Source organism: Azonexus sp., from assembly GCF_041909095.1.
Classification (GTDB): domain Bacteria; phylum Pseudomonadota; class Gammaproteobacteria; order Burkholderiales; family Rhodocyclaceae; genus Azonexus.
This window is the reverse complement of record NZ_JAYREB010000016.1, coordinates 1-20,022: the sequence shown is the minus strand read 5'-3', so window position 1 is coordinate 20,022 and position 20,022 is coordinate 1. Positions and strand designations below refer to the sequence as shown.

Genomic DNA, 20,022 nt, shown 5'->3' with positions numbered 1-20,022 from the left:
AACCTGGTGACGGCCGCCATCGTGCTGTGGAACACAGTCTATCTGGAACGGGCCTCAAACGCCTTGCGTGGTCACGGCCAGACTGTCGATGACGCCCTGTTGCAGTACCTCTCGCCGCTCGGCTGGGAGCACATCAACCTGACGGGCGATTACCTCTGGCGCAGCAGCGCCAAGATCGGCGCGGGCAAGTTCAGGCCGCTACGGTCGCTACAACCGGCTTAACGTACGATTTTTTCCGTTTTCTGAGGCGACCCCTTGGTGCACAACACCAGCGCCTCGGCACCGGCCGCCGCCAGGGCGCGAGCGGCATCCGCCAGATGGGTACCGGCCGTGATCCAGTCGCCGGTCTGCTGCAGTTGCTCGATCTCGGCGAAGTCGACGCTGTACAGCACCAACTTCGCCGAATGCAGCCCACCCAGGCGGTCGCGAACGTGCTCGTTGATCAGGCGGTAATAGGGCAGCGTCGATTCCCAACTCATGCCGCCGATCAGGCCTATGGTTTTCATGCTCTCAGTTCCGCAAAAATCGGCTCAACCGCACATCGACCGTCAGCTTCAGCGTTTCCAGCACGGCGGCACGGGCACGGCCTTCGGGCGTCGCCCGGTAGAGGTGGGGGGTCATCGCCAGCAGGTCGGCGATGATGGCTGTGCCGTCCAGCGTCAATGAATGACGCAGGCTTTCGCCGGAGCCGGCGACAAAACCCTCAGGCACTGGCAGCTCGCCGTTGCGCGGCGCCTTCAGCGTCGGGTAGATGATCTCGCGCAGTTCGCGCAGGTGGTCGGGGCCGGCGTCGATCAGGATTAATTGGCCGCCCGGCTTGAGCACGCGGGCGAACTCCGGATAGACCGGGAAGCCGAACAGACAGAGCACGCGGTCGAGTGTTGCCGGCAGCACCGGCAGGCGGGCGTTGCTGCCGACCACCCAGGTTGCGGTGCCACGCTGCGCCTTGGCTGCCGCCTGGACAGCCCATTTCGAGATGTCGAGACCGAGCAGGGCCGGGGTCTGGCCTGTTGCGTCGGCCTGCGCGGCGAGCTGGCGCAGGTAGTAGCCTTCGCCGCAGCCGGCGTCGAGGCAGGCGGCGTCGGCCGGCAGGTCGGCCAAGGCAGCGCGCGCTGCCAGTTCGGCGATCGGCCGGTAATGGCCGGCTTCGAGAAAGCGGCGGCGGGCGGCGACCATTTCCTTGCTGTCGCCGGGATCACGCGAGCGCTTGTGCTGTACCGGCAGCAGGTTGACGTAGCCTTGCGCGGCCTGGTCGTAGCGGTGGCCGGCCGGGCAGGTCCAGCCGCCGTCGACCGGCGCCAGCGGCGCGCCGTCGAGCGGGCAGGCGAGGGCGGTGAACGCTGTCGTCGCCATCGCCGGCCTCAGGCCGCCTTGAGCAGTGCCGAGGCTTCCTCGCGGGCGCGCTTGGCTTCGTCGAGCAGGTAGCGCTGGTAGTCGTCGAGGTCGCCGTCAAACGGCCCAACGCCGCCGCGCGAGACCAGCCAGAACTCGTCGCAGACCGAGCGCAGCATGGCGCGGTCGTGGCTGACCAGCATCACCGTGCCCTCGAACTCGTTGAGTGCGACACAAAGCGCCTCGCGCGTGTTGAGGTCGAGGTGGTTGGTCGGTTCGTCGAGGAGCAGCAGGTTGGGCCGCTGCCAGACCAGCATGCACAGCACCAGGCGGGCCTTTTCGCCGCCGCTCATGGTGCCGACCGCCTGCTTGACCATCTCGCCGCCAAAATTGAAGTTGCCGAGGAAGTTGCGCAGTTCCTGCTCGCGGCCCGGCACGTTGCTGCGCCCGGCGGCGATCGCTTCCTTGGCCAGCCGGATCATGTGTTCGAGCGGCGTGTCCTGCGGCCGCAGGACATCAAGTTCCTGCTGCGCGAAGTAGCCGATGTTCAGGCCCTTGCCTTCGGTGACCTGGCCGCTGATCGCGCCGAGGTCGCGGGCGATGGTCTTGACCAGCGTCGATTTACCCTGGCCGTTGGCGCCGAGGATGCCGATGCGCTGGCCGGCCATCACCGAGCGGTTGATGCCGCGGACGATGGTCGTCGGCGGCGTGCCGGCCGGCGCGTCGGCGGGCGGCGGGTAGCCGATGGCGACATCGACCATCGACAGCATCGGGTTGGGCAGGTTCTGCGGCTCCTGGAATTCGAAGCTGAAGTCGGCGTCGGCCAGCACCGGCGCGATCTTTTCCATGCGCTCCAGCGCCTTGACCCGGCTCTGCGCCTGCTTGGCCTTGCTGGCCTTGGCCTTGAAGCGGTTGATGAAGGACTGCAGGTGGGCGATCTTGTCCGCCTGGCGCGCCATCGTCGCTTGTTGCAGCGCCATCTGCTCGGCGCGCATGTCCTCGAACTTGCTGTAGTTACCGCCGTAGCGGACCAGCTTGGCGTTGTCGATGTGCAACGTGACCTGGGTGATCGCGTCGAGGAACTCGCGGTCGTGGCTGATCATCACCAGCGTGCCCTGGTAGCGCTTCAACCAGGCTTCCAGCCAGACCATGGCGTCGAGGTCGAGGTGGTTGGTCGGTTCGTCGAGCAGCAGGATGTCGGACGGGCACATCAGCGCGCGGGCCAGTTGCAGGCGCATGCGCCAGCCGCCGGAGAAACTGTTGACCGGCTGGTAGAGCTCGGACACCTTGAAGCCGAGACCGAGGATCAGTGCCTGGGCGCGCGCCTCGGCGTCGTGTTCGCCGGCGTCGTGCAGCGCCATGTAGGCCTCGGCCATGCGCATGCCGTCGTCGCTGGCTTCGGCGGCGGCGACCTCGTTGCGGGCGGCGAGCAGCGGCGTGTCGCCGTCGATGACGAAATCGGTCGCCGACTGGTCGGTTTCCGGCATCTCCTGGGCGACCTGGCCCATGCGCCACTGGCTGGGCATCGAGAAATCGCCGCCGTCCTCGTGCAGCTTGCCGCTGAGCAGCGCGAACAAGGTCGACTTGCCGGCGCCGTTACGCCCGACCAGGCCGACCTTCTCGCCCGGATTGATGGTGACCGTGGTCTTGTCGAGCAGCACTTTCGTGCCGCGCCGCAGGGTGACTTTGCTGAGGACGATCAAAGCAGGCCAGCGCTTTCCTCGACGCCGAGATGCACGTTCATCGCCTGCACGGCGGCGCCGGAAGCGCCCTTGCCGAGGTTGTCGAGACGGGCGATCACCAGCATGCGCTCGGCGTTGCCGAAGACGGCGATGTCGACGCGGTTGCTGCCGTTGCAGGCTTCGACGTCGAAGAAGCCGCCGTCGGTGGTGGCTTCAAGATCGACCGGCAGGACCTTGATGAAGCGCTCGCCGGCATAGTAGTCGGCGATGATCTTCTGGACGTCGGCCGGCGTCGCGGCGCGGGTGAATTGCGCCGGCTGCAGGTAGGCGGTGACGGCCAGGCCCTTGTAGAACGGGCCGACGATGGGCTGGAAGATCGGCGCCACGCTCAGGCCGGTGTAGGCCTGCATTTCCGGCAGGTGCTTGTGCGCCAGGGCGAGCGCGTAGGGACGGGGCGCTTTCAGCTGCGTGGTGCTGGCGGCAGCGGCTTCGTAGTCAGCGATCATCGACTTGCCGCCACCCGAGTAACCGGTGATTGAATTGGCGGCAATCTGGGTGGCAACCGGCAGCAGCCCGGCAGCGACCAGCGGGCGCAGCGCCAGAATGAAGGCGCTGGCGTGGCAGCCGGGGTTGGCGATGCGCTTGCTGGCGCGGATTTTCGCCCGCTGCTCCGGACACAGCTCGGGCAGGCCGAAGACCCAGTCCGGATTGACGCGGTGCGCGGTCGAGGCATCGATGATGCAGGTGTTCGGGTTGTCCACCAGGCTGGCCGATTCCTTGGCCGCCGCGTCGGGCAGGCAGAGGAAGGTGATGTCGGAGGCGTTGATCAGGCGCTTGCGCTCGGCGAGATCCTTGCGCTTGTCGGCGTCGATCTTGAGGATTTCGATATCGGCGCGCTGCGCGAGGTATTCGTTGATCTGCAGGCCGGTGGTGCCTTCCTGGCCGTCGACAAAGACTTTATAGCTCATGGTGGGGTCCGCGTTTCAGTTGGGTTGTACAGGAATTCTGGCAGAAAAGCGTGTCGCTTTGGCGACAGCCCGGAAAAGCCAAGGGCAGCCGAAGCTGCCCTTGCACGATCCGGCAGTTTCCGGAATTACTTGGTACGGCTGCGGTATTCGTCGGTACGCGTATCGATTTCGATCTTGTCGCCGATTTCGACGAAGGCCGGCACCGGCAGTTCAAAACCGGTCGGCTTGATGCGGGCCGGCTTCATGACCTTGCCCGAGGTATCGCCCTTGACGGCCGGCTCGGTGTATTCGACTTCGCGCACGAGCATGGTCGGCAGTTCGACCGAGATTGCCTTGCCGTCGTAGAAAACGACTTCGCAGGGCATGCCGTCGTCGAGGTACTTGAGCGCGTCGACCATGTTCTCGGCTTCGACTTCGAACTGGTTGTATTCGGCGTCCATGAAGACGTACATCGGATCGGCGAAGTAGGAGTAGGTGACTTCCTTCTTGTCGAGGACGACGACTTCGAACTTGTCGTCAGCCTTGTAGACCGCTTCCGACGGGTTGCCGGAAAGCAGGTTCTTCAGCTTCATCTTGACGACGGCGGCGTTGCGGCCGGACTTGTTGTATTCGGTCTTCTGGACGACGAGCGGGTCGCTGCCGACCATGATCACGTTGCCAGAGCGGAGTTCCTGAGCGGTCTTCATGTGGGATATCCCAAAGCGGAAAAATAAAACGCGAGATTATACCTGCGCGGCGCAGAATTTGACGAGATTCGTCGCCAGATCGGGCTGCGTGCGCAAGGCCGCGTTCCAGCTCGCAGCGTGGTGGGCGATTGCGTCGTAATGGCCGAGAAAATCGGCCCAGGCGGCGGTGCAATCGGCCCCTGTGTTCCAGGCCAGGAATAGCTGGCGCAGCGCGCGAGCCGCCGGCTCGGCGAGGTCGGCGCAGTAGCGGTCGACGAAGGCGTCGAGCTTACCCAGGTGGGCGTCGCCGTCCTGCCGGTAGATCTGCCAGACGAAGGGGCGGCCGGCCCATTGGGCGCGGACGAAGGAATCCTCGCCGCGCACGAAGTTGATCGCGCAACGGCGCAGCAGCGCGTCGTAGTCGTCCTGGGCGAGGAAAGGGATCGGCTCGACGCGCGCCAGACCGAGTTGCCACGGCCCGTCGCCGCTCAGGCAGGCACGCACGGTGGCCAGCGGCTGGCCGGGCGGCACCAGGCAGCGCAGCGGTCGGGGCGCGGCGGCGAAGGCGTCGAGCAGGCTGGCGACCGGCGCCGTCGCGTAGCAGAACAGGCTGATTTCCAGGATTGCCGGCAGCGGTGCGAGCGGCGCCGCCGGCAGCCCGGCTTCGCGCGGCAAGCCGGCGGTCGACGGCGAAAAACCGGGAAAAACGAAATATTTGGTCAGCGGCAGCGATGGATGCGGCGAAGCCATGCCATGGCAGGAATCGACCCAGGCTTCGGCGCTCAGGTATTCGAGATTGAGCCAGACCGGGCGCACCGGTCGCAGCGCCATGCCGGCGAGGTAGGCGGGCGGCAGCTCGCAGGCAAAGGCTTCGATAACGACGTCGGCGGCTTTTCCTGCACCGGACCAGTCGACCGTCGCAGCGTCCGCCCAGCGGCGGACTTCGACACCGGCCAGCGCCTGCGCAGGCAAGGCCGGGTCGCAGGCCGGGCAGAGCGGCTGCAGGCTGCTTAGGTCATCCACCCACAGGCGCACGCGCCTGCCGTGCTCGGCCGCCAGTTGGCGGGCGAGCCGCCAGCAGACGCCGATGTCGCCGTAGTTGTCGACGACGCGGCAGAAAATGTCCCAATGTGGCTGCATGGGCGGCATGTTAACATCGCGGCCCGTGCCTTTTTCCCCGTTTTTCGCCCATTCCGCCGGTCGACCGTGGCTTTCGATTCAAAATCCTTCCTCGCATCGCTGACCGAACTCCCCGGCGTGTACCGCATGATCGGTGCCGACGGCGCCGTGCTCTACGTCGGCAAGGCCAAGAACCTGAAGAAGCGGGTGGCGTCGTACTTCCGCGACAACCTGTCGAGTCCGCGCATCGCCCACATGGTCGGCCAGATCGATCACATCGAGACGACGGCGACGCGCACCGAGGCGGAAGCGCTGCTGCTGGAAAACAACCTGATCAAGTCGCTGGCGCCGCGTTACAACATCCTGTTCCGCGACGACAAGTCCTACCCCTACATCGTGCTGACGCGCGACAAGTTCCCGCGCCTCGGTTTCTATCGGGGCAACCCGGACCGCAAAGCCGACTACTACGGGCCTTACCCGTCGTCGTGGGCGGTGCGCGACAGCATCCACCTGCTGCAGAAGATGTTCCGCCTGCGCACCTGCGAGGACAGCGTCTTCGCCAACCGCTCGCGGCCCTGCCTGCTCTACCAGATCAAGCGCTGCAGCGGGCCCTGCGTCGGCTACATCGCGCCCGACGACTACGCCGCCGACGTTCAATATGCGGCGATGTTCCTCGCCGGCAAGCAGCAGGAAGTGATCAAGCGCCTCAACACGGCGATGGAGAAGGCCGCCGAGAAGCTCGCCTTCGAGCTGGCGGCAATCTACCGTGACCAGATCCAGTCGCTGCACCAGGTCCAGGAAAAACAGTTCGTCTCGAGCAGCAAGGGCGAGGACGTCGACATCGTCGTCGCCGTGCGCGAAGCCGGCCAGCTCTGCGTCAACCTGGCGATGGTGCGCGGCGGCCGCCACCTCGGCGACCGCCCGCTGTTCCCGAGCAATGCCGGCGATTCGACCGCCGCCGACGCGCTGACCGCGTTCCTGCGCCAGCATTACGAAAAACACCCGGCGCCCGGTCGTCTGCTGGTCTCGCCGTTGCCGGACAACGACGAGGTCGAGGAAATCGCCGCCAGTCTGGCCGAACTCGCTGGCCGCCCGCTGCCCATCCTCGAAGCGCGCAGCCTGACGCAGAAGGCCTGGGTCGAGATGGCGCTGCAGAACGCCCGCCTGGCTATTTTGGCGCGCAACCAGACGACGGCGCAGCAGGAACAGCGCCTGATCGCGCTGCAGGAAGCGCTGCAACTGAGCGAGCCGATCGCCCGCATCGAATGCTTCGACATCAGCCACACCATGGGCGAAAGCGCCGTCGCCTCCTGCGTGGTCTACGACGGCAACCAGATGAGCAAGCGCGACTACCGTCGCTTCAACATCCGCGACATCACGCCCGGCGACGACTACGCAGCCATGCGTCAGGCGGTGACGCGGCGCTACGACGGCATCGCCAGCGGCGAGGGCAGGGCGCCCGACCTGATTCTGATCGACGGCGGCAAGGGCCAGGTCGCCTCGGCCTGGGCGGCGCTCGCCGACCTCGGCCTGACCCACCTCAACATGATCGGCGTCGCCAAGGGCGAGGAACGCAAACCCGGCCTGGAAAGCCTGATTTTCCCGGAAGCTGACGGTCGACCGCCGCTCAACCTGAAAAATGACCACCCGGCGCTGCACCTGATCCAGGAAGTGCGCGATGAGGCCCACCGTTTTGCCATTACCGGCCATCGCGGGCAGCGCGCCAAGAGCCGCAAGACATCCACGCTGGAAAGCCTGCCCGGCGTCGGCCCGGCCCGGCGCAAGGCACTGATCGCCCGTTTCGGCGGCCTGGCCGGCGTGCGCGAGGCGAGCGTCGACCAGCTCGCCGAGATTCCCGGCATCGGTCGCGAACTGGCCGAAAAGATCCATTCCGCCTTACACTGACGGCCTATGCCATTCAACATTCCCATCCTGCTGACCTGGTTGCGCATCGTCGCCATCCCTCTGCTGATCGCGATCTATTTCCTGCCCGCCGACTGGGCGACGATGCAGGAGCGCAACCTGTCGGCCACGCTGATTTTCATCGCCGCCGCGCTGACCGACTGGGCTGATGGTTACCTGGCGCGCAAGCTGAACCAGACCTCGGCCTTCGGCGCCTTTCTCGACCCGGTCGCCGACAAGCTGATGGTCGCCGCTGCGCTGATCGTTCTGGTCCAGCTCGGTCGCACCGATGCCATCGTTGCCACCATCATCATTGGTCGCGAGATCACCATTTCGGCGCTGCGCGAATGGATGGCCAAGATCGGTGCGGCGAAGAGCGTCGCCGTCTCGATGCTGGGCAAGATCAAAACCACCGCGCAGATGGCGGCGATCCCGTTGTTGTTGTTCCAGGCACCGCTGTTCGGTATGGACACGATGCTGGCTGGCGAATGGCTGATCTGGCTGGCGGCCTTGCTGACACTATGGTCGATGGCTTATTACCTGCGCATGGCCTGGCCGGAAATTGCCCGGCGCAGTGCGGAAAAATAACGCAGAGTGTTGACAAGATCCTTGGGGCGTCTATAATGCGCGCTCTGTTTGACGCGGCAGTAGCTCAGTTGGTAGAGCGATACCTTGCCAAGGTATAGGTCGAGAGTTCGAGACTCTTCTGCCGCTCCAGATTTTCCGGGGAAAGCCGATGGCTTTTTCCATGTAGTAAAGTTTGAAGGCGGGGCGCGGTAGCAAAGCGGTTATGCACCGGATTGCAAATCCGTGTAGGTCGGTTCGACTCCGGCCCGCGCCTCCAGAAGTTTTGCGGCAGTAGCTCAGTTGGTAGAGCGATACCTTGCCAAGGTATAGGTCGAGAGTTCGAGACTCTTCTGCCGCTCCAAAATGAAAAGGGAAAGCGCAACGCGCTTTCCCTTTTTCGTATCGGGCTGAGCGATGCGATTGAAAAACCCGCCCGGGTGGTGAAATCGGTAGACACAAGAGACTTAAAATCTCTCGCCGAAAGGTGTACGGGTTCGAGTCCCGTCCCGGGCACCAAGGCTTCTGATGATCATCTACGACCTGAGTTGCGACAACGCACACCGTTTTGAAGGCTGGTTCCGCAGCGCCGAAGATTTCGAGGCTCAACTGGCGCAGCATATTGTGCGCTGCCCGCAGTGCGACAGCGATGATGTCCGTCGCGTACCGTCAGCCGTCGCAATCGGAGGAGCCCACGCCGAACCGGCCGCTGTGCCGGTTTCCAGCAACGCACGCGCAGGCACAGCAACCGCGCTGATGCCTGCCGGCGAGCAGATTGCTGCCGCTTACCGGCAATTGATCCGGGCGATCATGGAAAACAGCGAGGATGTCGGTAACGCCTTCGCCGACGAGGCCCGCAAGATTCACTACAACGAAGCACCGGAACGCTCGATCCGCGGCCAGGCCACGCCTGATGAATGCGAAGCCCTGCGCGACGAAGGTATCGAGATCATGAATCTGCCAGCGCTCGGCGACGAAGACCTGCAGTAATTCCAGCCGCTGTTCGTAATCCCGGCCGGCAAGCTTCGGCGGCGCCATGCGTAAGCCAATGCTACTGCCTGCCGCTCGACGACATCACTTGCCGACAGCCTCACGAATTCCAGGTAAGCCATTGCCACCTCGATGGACCTATTTTGATTCTTTATTTAACATAATACAAATTATGCGCGACAATGATCACCGGCTTCATCGATGAGCTTCTGACAATTCCACCCCGATTTATTATAATGACATCTTTATATGATTTAGCCATATGCGGCAATCTCTCAGCGATCGCATAAGTGCTAACCACTGGAGTTGGAAACTTGCTGCGTCCCTTGGTAGGTAGCGCCGGCCCTTGCGGCGAAGACATGATTTTTTCTTCCGAGTTTGACGAGATTCAGGAAGCCCGGCGCTTCGACGATCCTTCGATCTCTCAGGGCGAATGGGTGACAACGATCAAGGAGGCGGATTGGCCGGCGGTGATTCGTCTCGGCGAACGCCTGCTCACCACGAAAACCAAGGACTTGCGGCTGGCGGCCTGGATGATCGAGGCGCGTGGCAAGACTGCCGGACTTGATGGTCTGGCCGAGGGTTACTGGCTGCTGGCGGGGCTGGCGGAAAACTTCTGGGCATCGATCCATCCGCTGCCGGAAGATGCCGACGACGACGTCAGGGTTGGCGTGCTCGACTGGCTGGTCAATCAGAGCGTCCGCCTGATCCGTGAAATTCCCCTGACCAAATCGAAAAAAGGACAGTTTTCCAGCATTGACCGGGAAACCGCCCGCAACGTGGCGAAGAACGTCGAACTCAATGCCGCGTATGCTGAGGAAGCGGCCCGTTCCGGCATGCTGACGATGGAGGTGTTCGAAGCTGCGCTCAAGGATACGCCGCGCAGTTATTTTCTGACCCAGTTACAGGCCGCCGAACGCCTGCAGGGCGCGATCAAGCGCCTGCAGGAGGTTGTCGAGCCCCTGCTGGGCGAACAATCTCCGGCATTCGGCGCAAGTCTCGAAGCGCTGCAGGAAATGATGCACTTCTTCCGGCGGCAGGCCGGCAGCGACCTTCCCGCGACGCCACCGGAAACCCCGGTCGATTCGAAAACAGAGGAGATGGGAGCCATGTTTGCAAGCCCGGGCAGGACGGAACCGAGCATCGGCGAAATTCCCGGAGAGAAGCAGGCCGGACCGATTCGTTCCCGCGAGCACGCGATTTATCTGCTGCAGGAAATCGCCGGCTATTTCCGCCGCACCGAGCCGCACAGCCCGGTCGCCTATCTGGCGCAGAAGGCCGCCAAATGGGGAACCATGCCGCTGCACCAGTGGCTGCGCAGCGTCGTCAAGGACGACGCCTCACTGTCTCATGTCGAGGAATTGCTCGGCGTCAACGCCATGTTGCCGGACGACACCGACAGCCCTGCCTGAATGCTAGGCGCTCCTCGACCGAGCGCCGCCTACGCCTAGCCGGTTTGCCGGAACTCGATGCGGCGGTTGCGCGCCCTGCCCTCCGCCGTCGCGTTGCTGGTGACTGGATGATCCGGCCCCGAACCCATGGCAGTCAGCGACTCGGCCGGAATCCCCTTGCTGATCAGGTAGTCGCGCACGCTGTTGGCACGGGCCAGGCTGAGGCTGACATTGGCCTGGCGGTTACCGGAACTGTCGGTGTGGCCGATGATCTGCACCTTGGGCATGCCGATCTGTTTCATCGCTGCCACCATCTCATCAAGGATGACGACTCCTTTGGGCGTGAGGGTCGCCGACCCGCTTTCAAACTCGACGATGCGGTTCGACAGCGTCCGGTCGAGCACTTCCTGGGCGGCCGGTCCGGCAACCACCAGCGCGTTGTCGACGGTATAGGTCGGATTCAGCGCGAGGGCGATCTTGCTCACCACCTGTTGCCGCAGCGCCTCGTTGGCGACCGTGCCCTTCAGCGCGACGCGGGTGCCGGTGACCTGCATCTGACCCTTGTGCACTTCCTTGAGGTTGTCGGTCAGCAGCTTGCTCATGTAATCCGCCCAGTTGGGCGGCGGCACGACGCCACCGACTTCCAGGCGATCGACGATGTTGGCGGCGCCGAAAACCTCGCGCAGCCGGCTCAGAATCGCCGCCCGGGCGGCTTCGTCAGGGACCACGCCACTGGCGATGACGGCGCCCGGCGCGACGGTGGGCGTAGCCCGGGCCGAGGGCAGCAGGCAGACAGCCAATGCCAGGCTCGCCGCGATGGTGCGGAATTTCATGCTCATTCTCCCAGATAGACTTCGCGGAACGTCTGTATCGCCAGTTCCAACGTGATGGCGGGCTGTTCGAGATAGGCGGAAAGCTTGGCGAGGCCGTACTCCCGATTGGCGGCAAGCTGCTGGTCGACCCATTCCGGATCGACCAGGGAAATCACCCGCTCGCTGCCCGATTCCGGCGTTATCGCGGCGGTCAGCGCCGCCGCCGAGCTGCCGTTGAAACCAATGACCAGACGCGGCGCCTGGGGCGCCCGCTGTATGAGGAACTGCGCTTCGACACCGGATTTGCGCAGGAAAGCGGTCACCAGGTAAATCCACAAGCCGGCGACCAGATTGCGGCTGCGCTCGTCCCTGGGCAAGGCGAAGACCAGTTCCTTGTCGACCACCGCGTTGCCCTGCCCCAGCAAGGGGCGCATCAGCAGGCCGATGGCGAGGATGGTACGGCGTACCGGCGAGCAATCGGAACAGCCGAGCATCGCGGCCAGGATTTCCAGTGTCGTGCGGCGCACGAAGTTCCCCAAGGGATCGCTTTGCAATGATCGGGCGAACTCGCCGGCCGCATCGATGCCTTCCAGCGTCGTCAGCAGGCTGGCGACTTCGGCGCCTTGCAGGCCTGCTTCGCAGACGCCGGCCAGTTCACCGAAAATCTGCACCAGCGCCACCGGCGCGCAACGGAAGACCAGCGCATCGTCGCGCTCGATGGTGCCGGCCGTGATGAAGGGAAAACGCCGCCCCGACGCATCGCTGCTCGGCCGGATGTGACCGACCACGGAAATCCGGCTGCGCGCCCCGGCGAAGACGAAATCGATGCCGACCGCGTTGTCGTAGGCGGTTTTCCAGCGCGGATCCTCGGACAATTGCTCCATCGCCTGGGTGACCCATTTGTCGAGCACCTGGATCAACTGGTGCTGGCCACCGCCCTTGATGAAATCGCCGCGTGACGGAATCTTGCCGAAGCAGACCGCGCCCTTGCCACCCGTATTCATTGCGCACCTCCTGCTGTGGCAGGTGCTGGTGCGGGGGGAGGCGGCGCCGCCGGCGCAGTCGCTGCCGGCTCAGTTGCCGCGGGCGCTGCAGCCGGCTCGACCTGGGCGATCGCCAGCGGCAAGCTCATGCCGTTCCAGCTGCGCTCCCCTCCTCCATCGTTCGAGCGTCCCGACTGCGCCTGCGGGCTGCTCAGCAGGCGCAGGTCGATACTGACCTCGACGCCGCGATTGGCCCATTTCAGGCGGAAGGCGCCGTCAGAGAGACGGGTGCGCGAAGCCGAGTTGATCATCCTTTCCAGGCCGAAACGTCCCGGGAAATTGATGATGTCGATCGTCTCGCCTTCGAAGGTGGTGGCCTGGATGCGCGCGCCCGGCGTCCCCGCCGGGTTGGGCCAGATGAAGTTGGCCCACTGCGATGCGCCGTTGCGGTAATTCAGCTTCTGCCCGTCGACTTCGACGACATAACCGATCGTCCCCGCCGCCGGCTGCGGGCGCAGCATGAAGGCAGTCTGCGCCTGGCTGGCGCCCTGGTTGTCGGCGGCGACGCCGCCTTCCAGCGGTGCCACCCAGCGCGAGAAGCCGCTCATGAAATCCGCCTGCAGCGCCAGGCCGAGGTCGCCCCAGGTGCGCGGCGAGATCGTGTTGCCCCGGCGCTCGACCAGACCGCCAAGCGCGCTTTCGGCGAACTTCGCGACCGCCCCTTCGGGCCCGAAAATCTGCGCGATTTCCGCCGGGCCAGCCTCAATCCCGGCTTGCGGCGAGAACGGATACTTGATCGCCAGCTTGCGGCTGAAGGGTTCCTGAACCTGAGCGACCCAGGTCTTGTTCAACTCTTCCGAAGCGGGCCGGATGATCGCCGCGTAGGTCTGCAGCAGCGGCCGCAGCAACAAGGGGCGCAGCACGTTGCGCTGGTTGTCCGGAATGCCGGTGAGCATCTGCTCGTCGACGTAACGCAGGGTTTCCGCCAGTTCGGAATTGCTGCCGCTGAGCGTGTCGCGCATCAGGCGCAGCGCCCCGGCACCGGGATCGCCCTGGTTCTTCAACTGGTTCAGGCGCGTCCGCAGCTTGGACAATTGGCCGAGATAGGTGTCGATCAGCGGATCGCCGCCATCGCGCGGCACGACCAGGCGGGCCACCCCGGCAAATTCCTGGCCGACCGGTCCCATCGGGATGCCCTTGGCCGCCGCGACGTTGACGTCGACCTGGACCCGGCTCGGCGACATGCGCAGGATCGAACGCTTGAACCATTCGATGAAGCCCTTCTGGGCGCGTTCCAGGCCGAGGTTGGCGACCGACGGATTGTCCCAGGCGGTCTGGTCGAAAATCACCTTGACCAGGGTGCCGATCGGCGAATTCTGCGGGTCGCCGATCCGCCCCATTGCCGCCACGGCTTCCGGGAAGGAGGCAAACGAGGCGACGCTGACGCCCTGCACGAAGCGTTTCCATTCCTCGACGTAATCCTGCTTGTACATCGCGATCAGCGTCTTCTGGATCTGCTCCGGGCTACCTTCCAGCGTCAGGTCGTCGCTGGTCGAGGTCATCAGCACCCAGTCGGCGTTTTTCTGGGCGTTGGTCGCCGCTTCCTTGATCGCGCCCTGCACGTAATCACGCCAGGCTTCGGCGGTGAAGGTGCCGGACACGACGCTGCTGCCGGTGACCAGAGTGGCATTGTCGGGGCCGACGATATTGGCGACGGTCACCGGGGCAAAGCGCGTGGAGGCGCGCGCCTTGATCTCGGCATAGACCCGTTCCGCCGCCGGCATGCCGCGGACGACGCGACGCAGCTTGTCGCGGGCCTCATCGACCAGCGCCAGGTTGGTCGTGATCAACGGCCATTGCGGGTCGCTGGCGTGTTCAAGATGAAAGGACAGGATGCTGCCCGCCGAGCGGATCATCTGTTCGCGGCTCATCGTGCCGCGGTTGGCCTCCAGCCAGCCGCGCCAGAAGCGGGTGATCTGGTCGGAAAGATGGCCGGCGTCCACATGCTCGTGGCTGGACAGCATCAGGTAGGTCTTCAATGCGTTGTAGCCGTCCTCGACATCGGACGGGATGGCATCGCGGTAGGGACCACTGGCAGCGGTGCGCTGAATCGCTTCGGCATTGCCCGCTTCCCGCCGCCGTAGCTGATTGGCCGGCAGATTGACCTCGATCAGGAAGGCTTCGAGGTTTTCCTTCACCGGCGTCAGCATGATGCTGTTGATGCCGTGGAAGTATTCGCTCCGCAGCTTGTCGGCCATCTCCTTGCCTTGATACAGGCCGAGGCCGATCGACAGCGGATGTTCCTCGTTGAAGCGCTCGAGCTGGATTAGCCGGTCCTGCAGGATCGCCATCGCTTCAAGGCGCGATTGCAGGTCGATCCGGCCATCCTGCAGACGGATGGCCTTGGTGATGTCCTGCTGGACGTTCTCCAGCAGGCTGCGGTTGTTGAGGTAGGACCAGCTCCAGCCGCCCAGCGTCAGACCGAGCACCCCCAGCGCCCCAAGCACGGCAACCTGACGCAGGCGCATCTTGAAGCGGGTGGTGTGGCGCCGGACCAGGTTGCGGTCCGGGAAAATGACCTTGGAAAACAGTTCCTTGAGGAAGTAGCCATGGGTCATCGCGGTGCGTACCCCGCTACTGCCGCCGCCCTGCAGGGCGAATTTCTTCTGCACGCGCTCGCTGGAAATCGGCGTGATGTCGTTGCTCTGTGTCGCCGAGGTGATGTAGAAGCCACGGAAAACCGGCTTGAACTGGAAGGGGTTGTCCTCGAACAGGGTGGCGACGAAGGCGCGCAGGGCGTTCTTGATCGCTGCGAATTCGGAGGGGAAGATGAGCAGCCCGGGCATCGTGTTCTCGCCCTGGACCCGCGATAGCTGGGCCACGCTCATCGCGCGCAGGCCTTCGTACAGCTCGTCGAAATGGCGGTCGAAGAGCGCGATCAGTTCGTTGCCGGTCGATTGTTCGTAGGGGATCGTCGCGCCCCAGACGCGGTCGCGCTCGGTCCATTCCAGATCGAGGAAGAAATCGTGGAAGCCGGGAATCAGGTCGGCCTTGGTGAATAGCACATAGACCGGCGCGAAGACTTCCAGCTTCTCGGTCAGCTCCTGCACGCGCTGGCGCAGGTTCTTGGCCAGGCTGATGGCGAAGGCGGGCGAATTGCCGATCAGTTCGCCGATGCTGACGGTGACGATGATGCCGTTGATCGGTGCGTGCGGCCGGTTCTTCTTGAGCAGTTGCAGGAAACCCAGCCATTCCTCGCGGTCTTCCTCATGCACCGAGTAACGGCCGGCGGTGTCGAGCAGGATGCCTTCGGTGGTGAAGAACCAGTCGCAGTTGCGGGTGCCGCCGATGCCCTTGATGATCGCGTTGCCGCCGTCGTCGAAAGGAAATTTTAGCCCCGAGTTGACGATCGCCGTGCTCTTGCCGGCGGCCGGGTTGCCAATCGTGATGTACCACGGCAGTTCGTACAGCGCTTCAGCCCCCGAGACCTGCCCCAGCTTGGAGCCGCGGATCGTCCGGATGGCTTCGTGCATGCGTTTCTTGAGCGCCTCGATTTCGACGGCGGAAGCCGAAGTGCCCTTCTTCTGCAGCTTCTCGTCCGGCGTCTCGAGCATGGTGCCGATCGCCTCGCCGGCCTGTCGGGCGCGCCGTCGCCGCACCCACCAGACGACACCCCAGATCAACAGGATCACACCGCTGGCGATCGCCGCCCAGATCAGCGCCACCTTCAATGTGCTGGCGCCGAGAAAGAAGAAAGCCGTCAGGGCGGCGATGCCGACGATCGAAAGAAAGCGGGAATCGGTCAGGAGGGATCGGAGTCGATACATCGTTCAGGCATTCAGGAGGTGGAGGTTTCGGGTTCGCTGGCGGGCGCCGGACGAACGATCAACATGGCCCGTTCGAGCGGATGATGATTGCTCAGGCAGAGTACGGGAGCGTTTTCGGCAAGGCTTCGGGCGCCGGCGGCGGCAAGCGCCAGCAAACCGCCGATCGGGGTCAGGCTGCCGGCGACCAGACCGATCGCCAGAACATCCTTGAGCGGATCAAGATGGGCGATGCTCTCGCCCAGTCCTTCCAGGGCTTCGGTCATGTACGCCGCCCGGTGATCGGTATCGAGCAGCACGGCATTAAGGCTTGCCGGATCGGTCGCCGTCGTTTCGAGCAGGCTGCCGAACAGCCCGGCGATCAATTTGCCACCGACCCGACCACCGGCATCGAGGCGCTTGTCCCGGCTGCCATGGACCAGGCGGCTGACGGTCAGCGCGTTGTCGCGCTGCAGCCGGTCGACCGTCGCCTGCCGGGTCAGCAGCAGGGCAACCGCGCCTTCGCCGGGGATCGAGCCGTCCTGGTGAGCGGCGGTAAATAAGCTGCCCTGCCCCGCCCACTGCGCGATGCAGTCTTCGTCGACCGCCGACACCGTGCCCAGCACGAGCAGGAATTCGTCATCGAGCGGGTCACGGTTGCAACGGACGATGGCCGCATCGAGCTGACGCAATGCGTCCACCTCGTGCTTCGCCTGCAAGACCATGATTTCCACGGCAACGCCCGGCAGATCGTTGGCCAGACGATCGCCGAGGTACTGACGCAGCAGCGGCATCAGCGCCGGCTGCCAGGTTTCCGGCAACAAACAGAGCACGCTCAGATGAAAACTCTCCGGGTTCGCCTCGCGCAGCGGATCGATGTCGTTGCGGACGGCATCGATGACGCTGTCGAGCAAGCCCAGCGCGCGCACGAAGGCGGGTGATTCATCGACCTGCACAAGCGCTGGCTGCGTTGCCTGCAGTTGTTCCGTCAGTTGATCGATGTCCAGGTCGGCGACTTCGGCGACGAAGGCCGGAAAACCCGCATCATCCTGCAGGCGCGAACTCGGCGCCGGCCGGCGGCCTTCGGCGACTGCAGCCAGCGCATCCGCCGCCGATTTGCCGCTCGCCAGCGAAACATGGCTCGCCAGCAAGGACAGCGACCAATTCCGCTCGGCCGCATCGCTCGCCGCGCCCGCTCGGGCCAGCGGATCGTCGTCACGCGCGGCAGGCGCGCTTGGCGCCGCCACCTCCACCGGTTTTTTCAGATGCTCGATGAATCCCTGCAGCAGGAGATAGCCGACGATCAAGGTCAGCGGAACACCCAGCAGATAAAGCAGCATCTCCCCCGGCGACGGGGAAAAATCGTTCGATTGCCACCAGCCCAGGATCAGCGCCCAGACGATCGCCAGAACCAGAAAGATGCCCAACAGCGTTTTGACTACAACGGAGCGCATGCCAGCCAGTCTTGTCTCAATCCGTCGTCTGCCACTGGCTGGCCAGCAGGGTCGCGCCGCAGGCGGTCTTGTCGCCATGGCGGGCGGCCGGTTGGCCATCGATGATCGCCGTCGGATCGCCGGTGACGATGGTCGTCACGCTGCCATGCCCCTTTCTGGGACAGGTCACCTTGTCGCCGATGCGGGCGATGCCGCGCCCGTTCCAGTCGCTGGTTCCAGACGCCGAAATGACGACGCCACCATGGTCCGTCTTGTCACCCAGCAAAATGAATGGTCGGCTCATCGGCCCCTCCTCCCGTGGTTTTTTCGAACTGACATCATTCAGGCGCCCGCCCGAGCACACCGGCCCGGCGCAACTCGACGTGTCCGTAATCCAGTAATCTCCAGCGCCCACCCCAGGTCAGCCCAAGTTGTTCGGCGACTTCCCCGTACAGCGCATAGCCGCGCATCGCCCAGGGATCGCGTTCCGAAATGACGATCCTCCCGTCCTTCAGAAAAGCCGAGTCGGCGGCCAGACCGTACTGGTGATAACTCCTGTAGGCGCCAGCATGCGTCACGTGACTCCCTTGCGCCGCCAACTGGGCCTGCCGCTCCGGCGAGCGATAGCCCTCGATCAGCACCATCTCGTAACCGTGGCGCTCCTTCATCAGCTTGAACGCCACCAGCAAGCGCTGCCGGAACTCATCATCGAGACGCAGCCAGTCCCGGCTCGCATATGCAGCATCGGGACGCACCATCTCCACTTCGCGGGTCGTGAACGCTTCCGGCGGCAATGGCGCCGGCGGCACCAGTTGTTCCCCCTCCAGCAGCAGGGCGATCTGCCGGTCTACGGCAAGTTGCTGATCCGCGTCGCTGAACGAAAACAGGCTCAAGCCGCCAAACCACCAGGCAACCAGCGTTGGCAACAAGAAGGCCACGCTGGTCAAGGAGACCAGCAAGCGATTGCCGGCCACATAGGCCACCACACGTCGCCGCCCCTGGCTCAATGCCCGGCCCGAAGCCAGCAGCGCATCCCAGGTGCCACGGGCGAAACGCTGCGCTGGCGCGGCCCCGGCGTCGAGCGCCCCCCAGAAAAGTGCCGTCACGCGGCTACGGTAGGCGGGAAATGCGACAAGTACGGCGGCAAACGCAACCAGAAAGAAATATGCAGCGATCGTTGCAACAACCAAGCCCGACTCCGCCCGTTGGTCTATGTATAGATGGAATTTTCCGCCTGGCTGCCAGCGACATGCCATTGGGGAGTCGGGATTTTAGTACAAACGAATGCAGCCGTGAACTTGCGTTTTTCATATAATGGCTGCATCTTGCAACTTTGAAACAGGAATTTTTCAAAGTACGCATCCATTTCATTAAATGATGAATCGATTTTCATGAGCATCCTGAAAGATCTCGATCCCGAATACGCCCGCCTGGTCACCCAAGCGACCGGAAAAAAGCGCGAAGGCATGGGCCTTGCCGTACCGACCGCGCTGCTCAGCCTGAGCACCCTGCTCCTCCTGCTCGCCCTCTTCTACGGACCGCAACTCCTGCCGAAGTCCGAAGTACCGCCCACACCGCCTGCCGCCAGCACGCCGGCGCCAATCACCGTCAGCAAGATCGAAACACCGCCCACGGTAAACGCCACTAAAGCAGCCCCCCCCGAGATCGCACCGAGTACTTCAGCCGAAGACCTCACCAAGGCACAGAGCAACCCCCTGCTCGTCCTCGAAGAACCCCCATCGGCAGGGCCGGTGAAGGTAAAAATTGCGAAACGTCCGGTCAAACGCCAGAAAAACAAAATTGCGCGCAAGACGATGCCAAAAAAACTCGCCATGAATAAGTCGGCGAAGCGCCAGCACAAATCACCGGAAGACCCGCCCCTGCGCAGGGACGTCGATATCATCACGGCGATCATGCGTTAATCGCGTCATTCCCTGGCGGAGGAAGCGCGGGCGAGCGCAGCATTCTTCTCGGAGAATTTCTTGTACTCGGCCCGGATGGTGGCCGCCACCGAAAGGCGCGTCGGCAGCGGGCAGTTCCTCCGCTGGTTTGTTCAGGCAGGCTTGCATGATCTGGCTGGAGCACCGTGCCGGCAGTGGGCTACCGGCCAAGTGAAGTCCAAGCCGAGAGGCGCCAGAGCATCCCCGAGCCCCGCTAAAGCTTTGCCCTGCACGGGTTGGCCTTGTGTGCCACCACCGCAGCGCACTCAATTTGACTCACCCTTGGCAAACGAAACGTTGAGAGAAGCTCAGTAAGCGCCCGGCAAACCCATCTGTAAATTGACGCGCCAGACCGCGAAGATCGTGTCCCCTTAAAACGATGGTGGACACTTTCGATGGAAATCCAGAAGCCAAGTCGGCGCCGGCGGCATCATCCGG

General features: G+C 64.0%; 18 protein-coding genes and 4 tRNA genes. 10 read left to right on the top strand and 12 right to left on the bottom strand.

Annotation, left to right across the window (positions count from 1 at the left end; all coding sequences use genetic code 11):
* The coding region (locus ACE3OV_RS18120; RefSeq protein ID WP_374328915.1) for a Tn3 family transposase at nucleotides 1–222 on the top strand (222 nt) is incomplete at its 5' end.
* On the opposite strand, the gene ACE3OV_RS18115 is transcribed toward ACE3OV_RS18120, so the two are convergent.
* From ACE3OV_RS18115 to earP, 6 genes are all read right to left on the bottom strand, one after another.
* Nucleotides 219–506 carry an aspartate/glutamate racemase family protein gene (locus ACE3OV_RS18115; protein ID WP_374328913.1) on the bottom strand — a complete coding sequence of 96 codons (288 nt, stop codon included), beginning with the start codon at nucleotides 504–506 and terminating at the stop codon, nucleotides 219–221. The two genes, ACE3OV_RS18120 and ACE3OV_RS18115, sit on opposite strands and share 4 nt — an antisense overlap.
* 4 nt (nucleotides 507–510) lie before the next feature.
* The gene (locus ACE3OV_RS18110) at nucleotides 511–1,353 is read right to left on the bottom strand and encodes a putative RNA methyltransferase (RefSeq protein ID WP_374328912.1); all 843 of its coding nucleotides are present in this window, start codon (nucleotides 1,351–1,353) and stop codon (nucleotides 511–513) included.
* An 8-nt stretch (nucleotides 1,354–1,361) separates the two neighbouring features.
* On the bottom strand, nucleotides 1,362–3,035 hold the full coding sequence (locus ACE3OV_RS18105) for an ABC-F family ATP-binding cassette domain-containing protein (RefSeq protein WP_173580701.1): 1,674 nt from the start codon (nucleotides 3,033–3,035) through the stop codon (nucleotides 1,362–1,364).
* Nucleotides 3,032–3,982: an N-acetyl-gamma-glutamyl-phosphate reductase gene (argC, locus tag ACE3OV_RS18100; RefSeq protein ID WP_374328909.1), complete on the bottom strand. Its 951-nt coding sequence runs from the start codon at nucleotides 3,980–3,982 to the stop codon at nucleotides 3,032–3,034. The genes ACE3OV_RS18105 and argC overlap by 4 nt, the downstream gene beginning before the upstream one ends.
* A 125-nt stretch (nucleotides 3,983–4,107) precedes the next feature.
* Nucleotides 4,108–4,668, bottom strand: a complete 561-nt coding sequence (gene efp, locus ACE3OV_RS18095) for an elongation factor P (RefSeq protein ID WP_374328907.1) — start codon at nucleotides 4,666–4,668, stop codon at nucleotides 4,108–4,110.
* A 36-nt stretch (nucleotides 4,669–4,704) separates the two neighbouring features.
* On the bottom strand, nucleotides 4,705–5,796 hold the full coding sequence (gene earP / locus ACE3OV_RS18090) for an elongation factor P maturation arginine rhamnosyltransferase EarP (RefSeq protein ID WP_374328906.1): 1,092 nt from the start codon (nucleotides 5,794–5,796) through the stop codon (nucleotides 4,705–4,707).
* A 57-nt stretch (nucleotides 5,797–5,853) separates the two neighbouring features.
* On the opposite strand from earP, the gene uvrC reads away from it, so the two are divergent.
* From uvrC to tssA, 8 genes are all read left to right on the top strand, one after another.
* Nucleotides 5,854–7,671: an excinuclease ABC subunit UvrC gene (uvrC, locus tag ACE3OV_RS18085; RefSeq protein WP_374328905.1), complete on the top strand. Its 1,818-nt coding sequence runs from the start codon at nucleotides 5,854–5,856 to the stop codon at nucleotides 7,669–7,671.
* Between the two features lie 6 nt (nucleotides 7,672–7,677).
* Complete coding sequence (gene pgsA, locus ACE3OV_RS18080; protein ID WP_374328904.1) at nucleotides 7,678–8,256, top strand: CDP-diacylglycerol--glycerol-3-phosphate 3-phosphatidyltransferase; 579 nt, start codon at nucleotides 7,678–7,680, stop codon at nucleotides 8,254–8,256.
* Nucleotides 8,257–8,309: 53 nt separating this feature from the next.
* Nucleotides 8,310–8,385: transfer RNA gene (locus ACE3OV_RS18075), tRNA-Gly, on the top strand.
* Nucleotides 8,386–8,438: 53 nt separating this feature from the next.
* Nucleotides 8,439–8,512, top strand: a tRNA-Cys gene (locus ACE3OV_RS18070).
* A gap of 8 nt (nucleotides 8,513–8,520) precedes the next feature.
* A tRNA-Gly gene (locus ACE3OV_RS18065) sits at nucleotides 8,521–8,596 on the top strand.
* Nucleotides 8,597–8,666: 70 nt separating this feature from the next.
* Nucleotides 8,667–8,751, top strand: a tRNA-Leu gene (locus ACE3OV_RS18060).
* Nucleotides 8,752–8,760: 9 nt separating this feature from the next.
* On the top strand, nucleotides 8,761–9,222 hold the full coding sequence (locus ACE3OV_RS18055; RefSeq protein WP_374328902.1) for a DUF1178 family protein: 462 nt from the start codon (nucleotides 8,761–8,763) through the stop codon (nucleotides 9,220–9,222).
* 290 nt (nucleotides 9,223–9,512) lie between these two features.
* Nucleotides 9,513–10,634, top strand: a complete 1,122-nt coding sequence (gene tssA / locus ACE3OV_RS18050) for a type VI secretion system protein TssA (RefSeq protein ID WP_374328901.1) — start codon at nucleotides 9,513–9,515, stop codon at nucleotides 10,632–10,634.
* A 35-nt stretch (nucleotides 10,635–10,669) separates the two neighbouring features.
* On the opposite strand, the gene ACE3OV_RS18045 is transcribed toward tssA, so the two are convergent.
* The 6 genes from ACE3OV_RS18045 to ACE3OV_RS18020 are packed head-to-tail and all read right to left on the bottom strand — an operon-like array spanning nucleotide 10,670 to nucleotide 18,834.
* The gene (locus ACE3OV_RS18045; protein ID WP_374328900.1) at nucleotides 10,670–11,446 is read right to left on the bottom strand and encodes an OmpA family protein; all 777 of its coding nucleotides are present in this window, start codon (nucleotides 11,444–11,446) and stop codon (nucleotides 10,670–10,672) included.
* A gap of 2 nt (nucleotides 11,447–11,448) precedes the next feature.
* Nucleotides 11,449–12,429 (bottom strand): type VI secretion system-associated protein TagF, encoded by a 981-nt coding sequence (gene tagF, locus ACE3OV_RS18040; protein ID WP_374328899.1) that lies wholly within the window; start codon nucleotides 12,427–12,429, stop codon nucleotides 11,449–11,451.
* Complete coding sequence (tssM, locus tag ACE3OV_RS18035; RefSeq protein ID WP_374328898.1) at nucleotides 12,426–16,235, bottom strand: type VI secretion system membrane subunit TssM; 3,810 nt, start codon at nucleotides 16,233–16,235, stop codon at nucleotides 12,426–12,428. The genes tagF and tssM overlap by 4 nt, the downstream gene beginning before the upstream one ends.
* Before the next feature lie 11 nt (nucleotides 16,236–16,246).
* The gene (locus ACE3OV_RS18030; protein WP_374328897.1) at nucleotides 16,247–17,665 is read right to left on the bottom strand and encodes a hypothetical protein; all 1,419 of its coding nucleotides are present in this window, start codon (nucleotides 17,663–17,665) and stop codon (nucleotides 16,247–16,249) included.
* A gap of 16 nt (nucleotides 17,666–17,681) precedes the next feature.
* Nucleotides 17,682–17,948 (bottom strand): PAAR domain-containing protein, encoded by a 267-nt coding sequence (locus ACE3OV_RS18025; protein WP_374328895.1) that lies wholly within the window; start codon nucleotides 17,946–17,948, stop codon nucleotides 17,682–17,684.
* 34 nt (nucleotides 17,949–17,982) lie between these two features.
* Nucleotides 17,983–18,834: a M15 family metallopeptidase gene (locus ACE3OV_RS18020; RefSeq protein ID WP_374328894.1), complete on the bottom strand. Its 852-nt coding sequence runs from the start codon at nucleotides 18,832–18,834 to the stop codon at nucleotides 17,983–17,985.
* Between the two features lie 201 nt (nucleotides 18,835–19,035).
* Here ACE3OV_RS18020 and ACE3OV_RS18015 point away from each other — a divergent pair, with 201 nt between their 5' ends.
* Entirely contained in the window at nucleotides 19,036–19,566 is a 531-nt protein-coding gene (locus ACE3OV_RS18015; RefSeq protein ID WP_374328893.1) for a hypothetical protein, read from the top strand.
* Nucleotides 19,567–20,022: the final 456 nt, after the last annotated feature.

What these genes read in the sequence shown, in the direction of transcription:
- ACE3OV_RS18115 (WP_374328913.1), bottom strand. Translation starts at nt 506, where the DNA reads ATGAAAACCATAGGCCTGATCGGCGGCATGAGTTGGGAATCGACGCTG.
- ACE3OV_RS18110 (WP_374328912.1), bottom strand. Translation starts at nt 1,353, where the DNA reads ATGGCGACGACAGCGTTCACCGCCCTCGCCTGCCCGCTCGACGGCGCG.
- argC (WP_374328909.1), bottom strand. Translation starts at nt 3,982, where the DNA reads ATGAGCTATAAAGTCTTTGTCGACGGCCAGGAAGGCACCACCGGCCTG.
- efp (WP_374328907.1), bottom strand. Translation starts at nt 4,668, where the DNA reads ATGAAGACCGCTCAGGAACTCCGCTCTGGCAACGTGATCATGGTCGGC.
- earP (WP_374328906.1), bottom strand. Translation starts at nt 5,796, where the DNA reads ATGCCGCCCATGCAGCCACATTGGGACATTTTCTGCCGCGTCGTCGAC.
- pgsA (WP_374328904.1), top strand. Translation starts at nt 7,678, where the DNA reads ATGCCATTCAACATTCCCATCCTGCTGACCTGGTTGCGCATCGTCGCC.
- ACE3OV_RS18055 (WP_374328902.1), top strand. Translation starts at nt 8,761, where the DNA reads ATGATCATCTACGACCTGAGTTGCGACAACGCACACCGTTTTGAAGGC.
- ACE3OV_RS18045 (WP_374328900.1), bottom strand. Translation starts at nt 11,446, where the DNA reads ATGAAATTCCGCACCATCGCGGCGAGCCTGGCATTGGCTGTCTGCCTG.
- tagF (WP_374328899.1), bottom strand. Translation starts at nt 12,429, where the DNA reads ATGAATACGGGTGGCAAGGGCGCGGTCTGCTTCGGCAAGATTCCGTCA.
- tssM (WP_374328898.1), bottom strand. Translation starts at nt 16,235, where the DNA reads ATGTATCGACTCCGATCCCTCCTGACCGATTCCCGCTTTCTTTCGATC.
- ACE3OV_RS18030 (WP_374328897.1), bottom strand. Translation starts at nt 17,665, where the DNA reads ATGCGCTCCGTTGTAGTCAAAACGCTGTTGGGCATCTTTCTGGTTCTG.
- ACE3OV_RS18025 (WP_374328895.1), bottom strand. Translation starts at nt 17,948, where the DNA reads ATGAGCCGACCATTCATTTTGCTGGGTGACAAGACGGACCATGGTGGC.
- ACE3OV_RS18015 (WP_374328893.1), top strand. Translation starts at nt 19,036, where the DNA reads ATGAGCATCCTGAAAGATCTCGATCCCGAATACGCCCGCCTGGTCACC.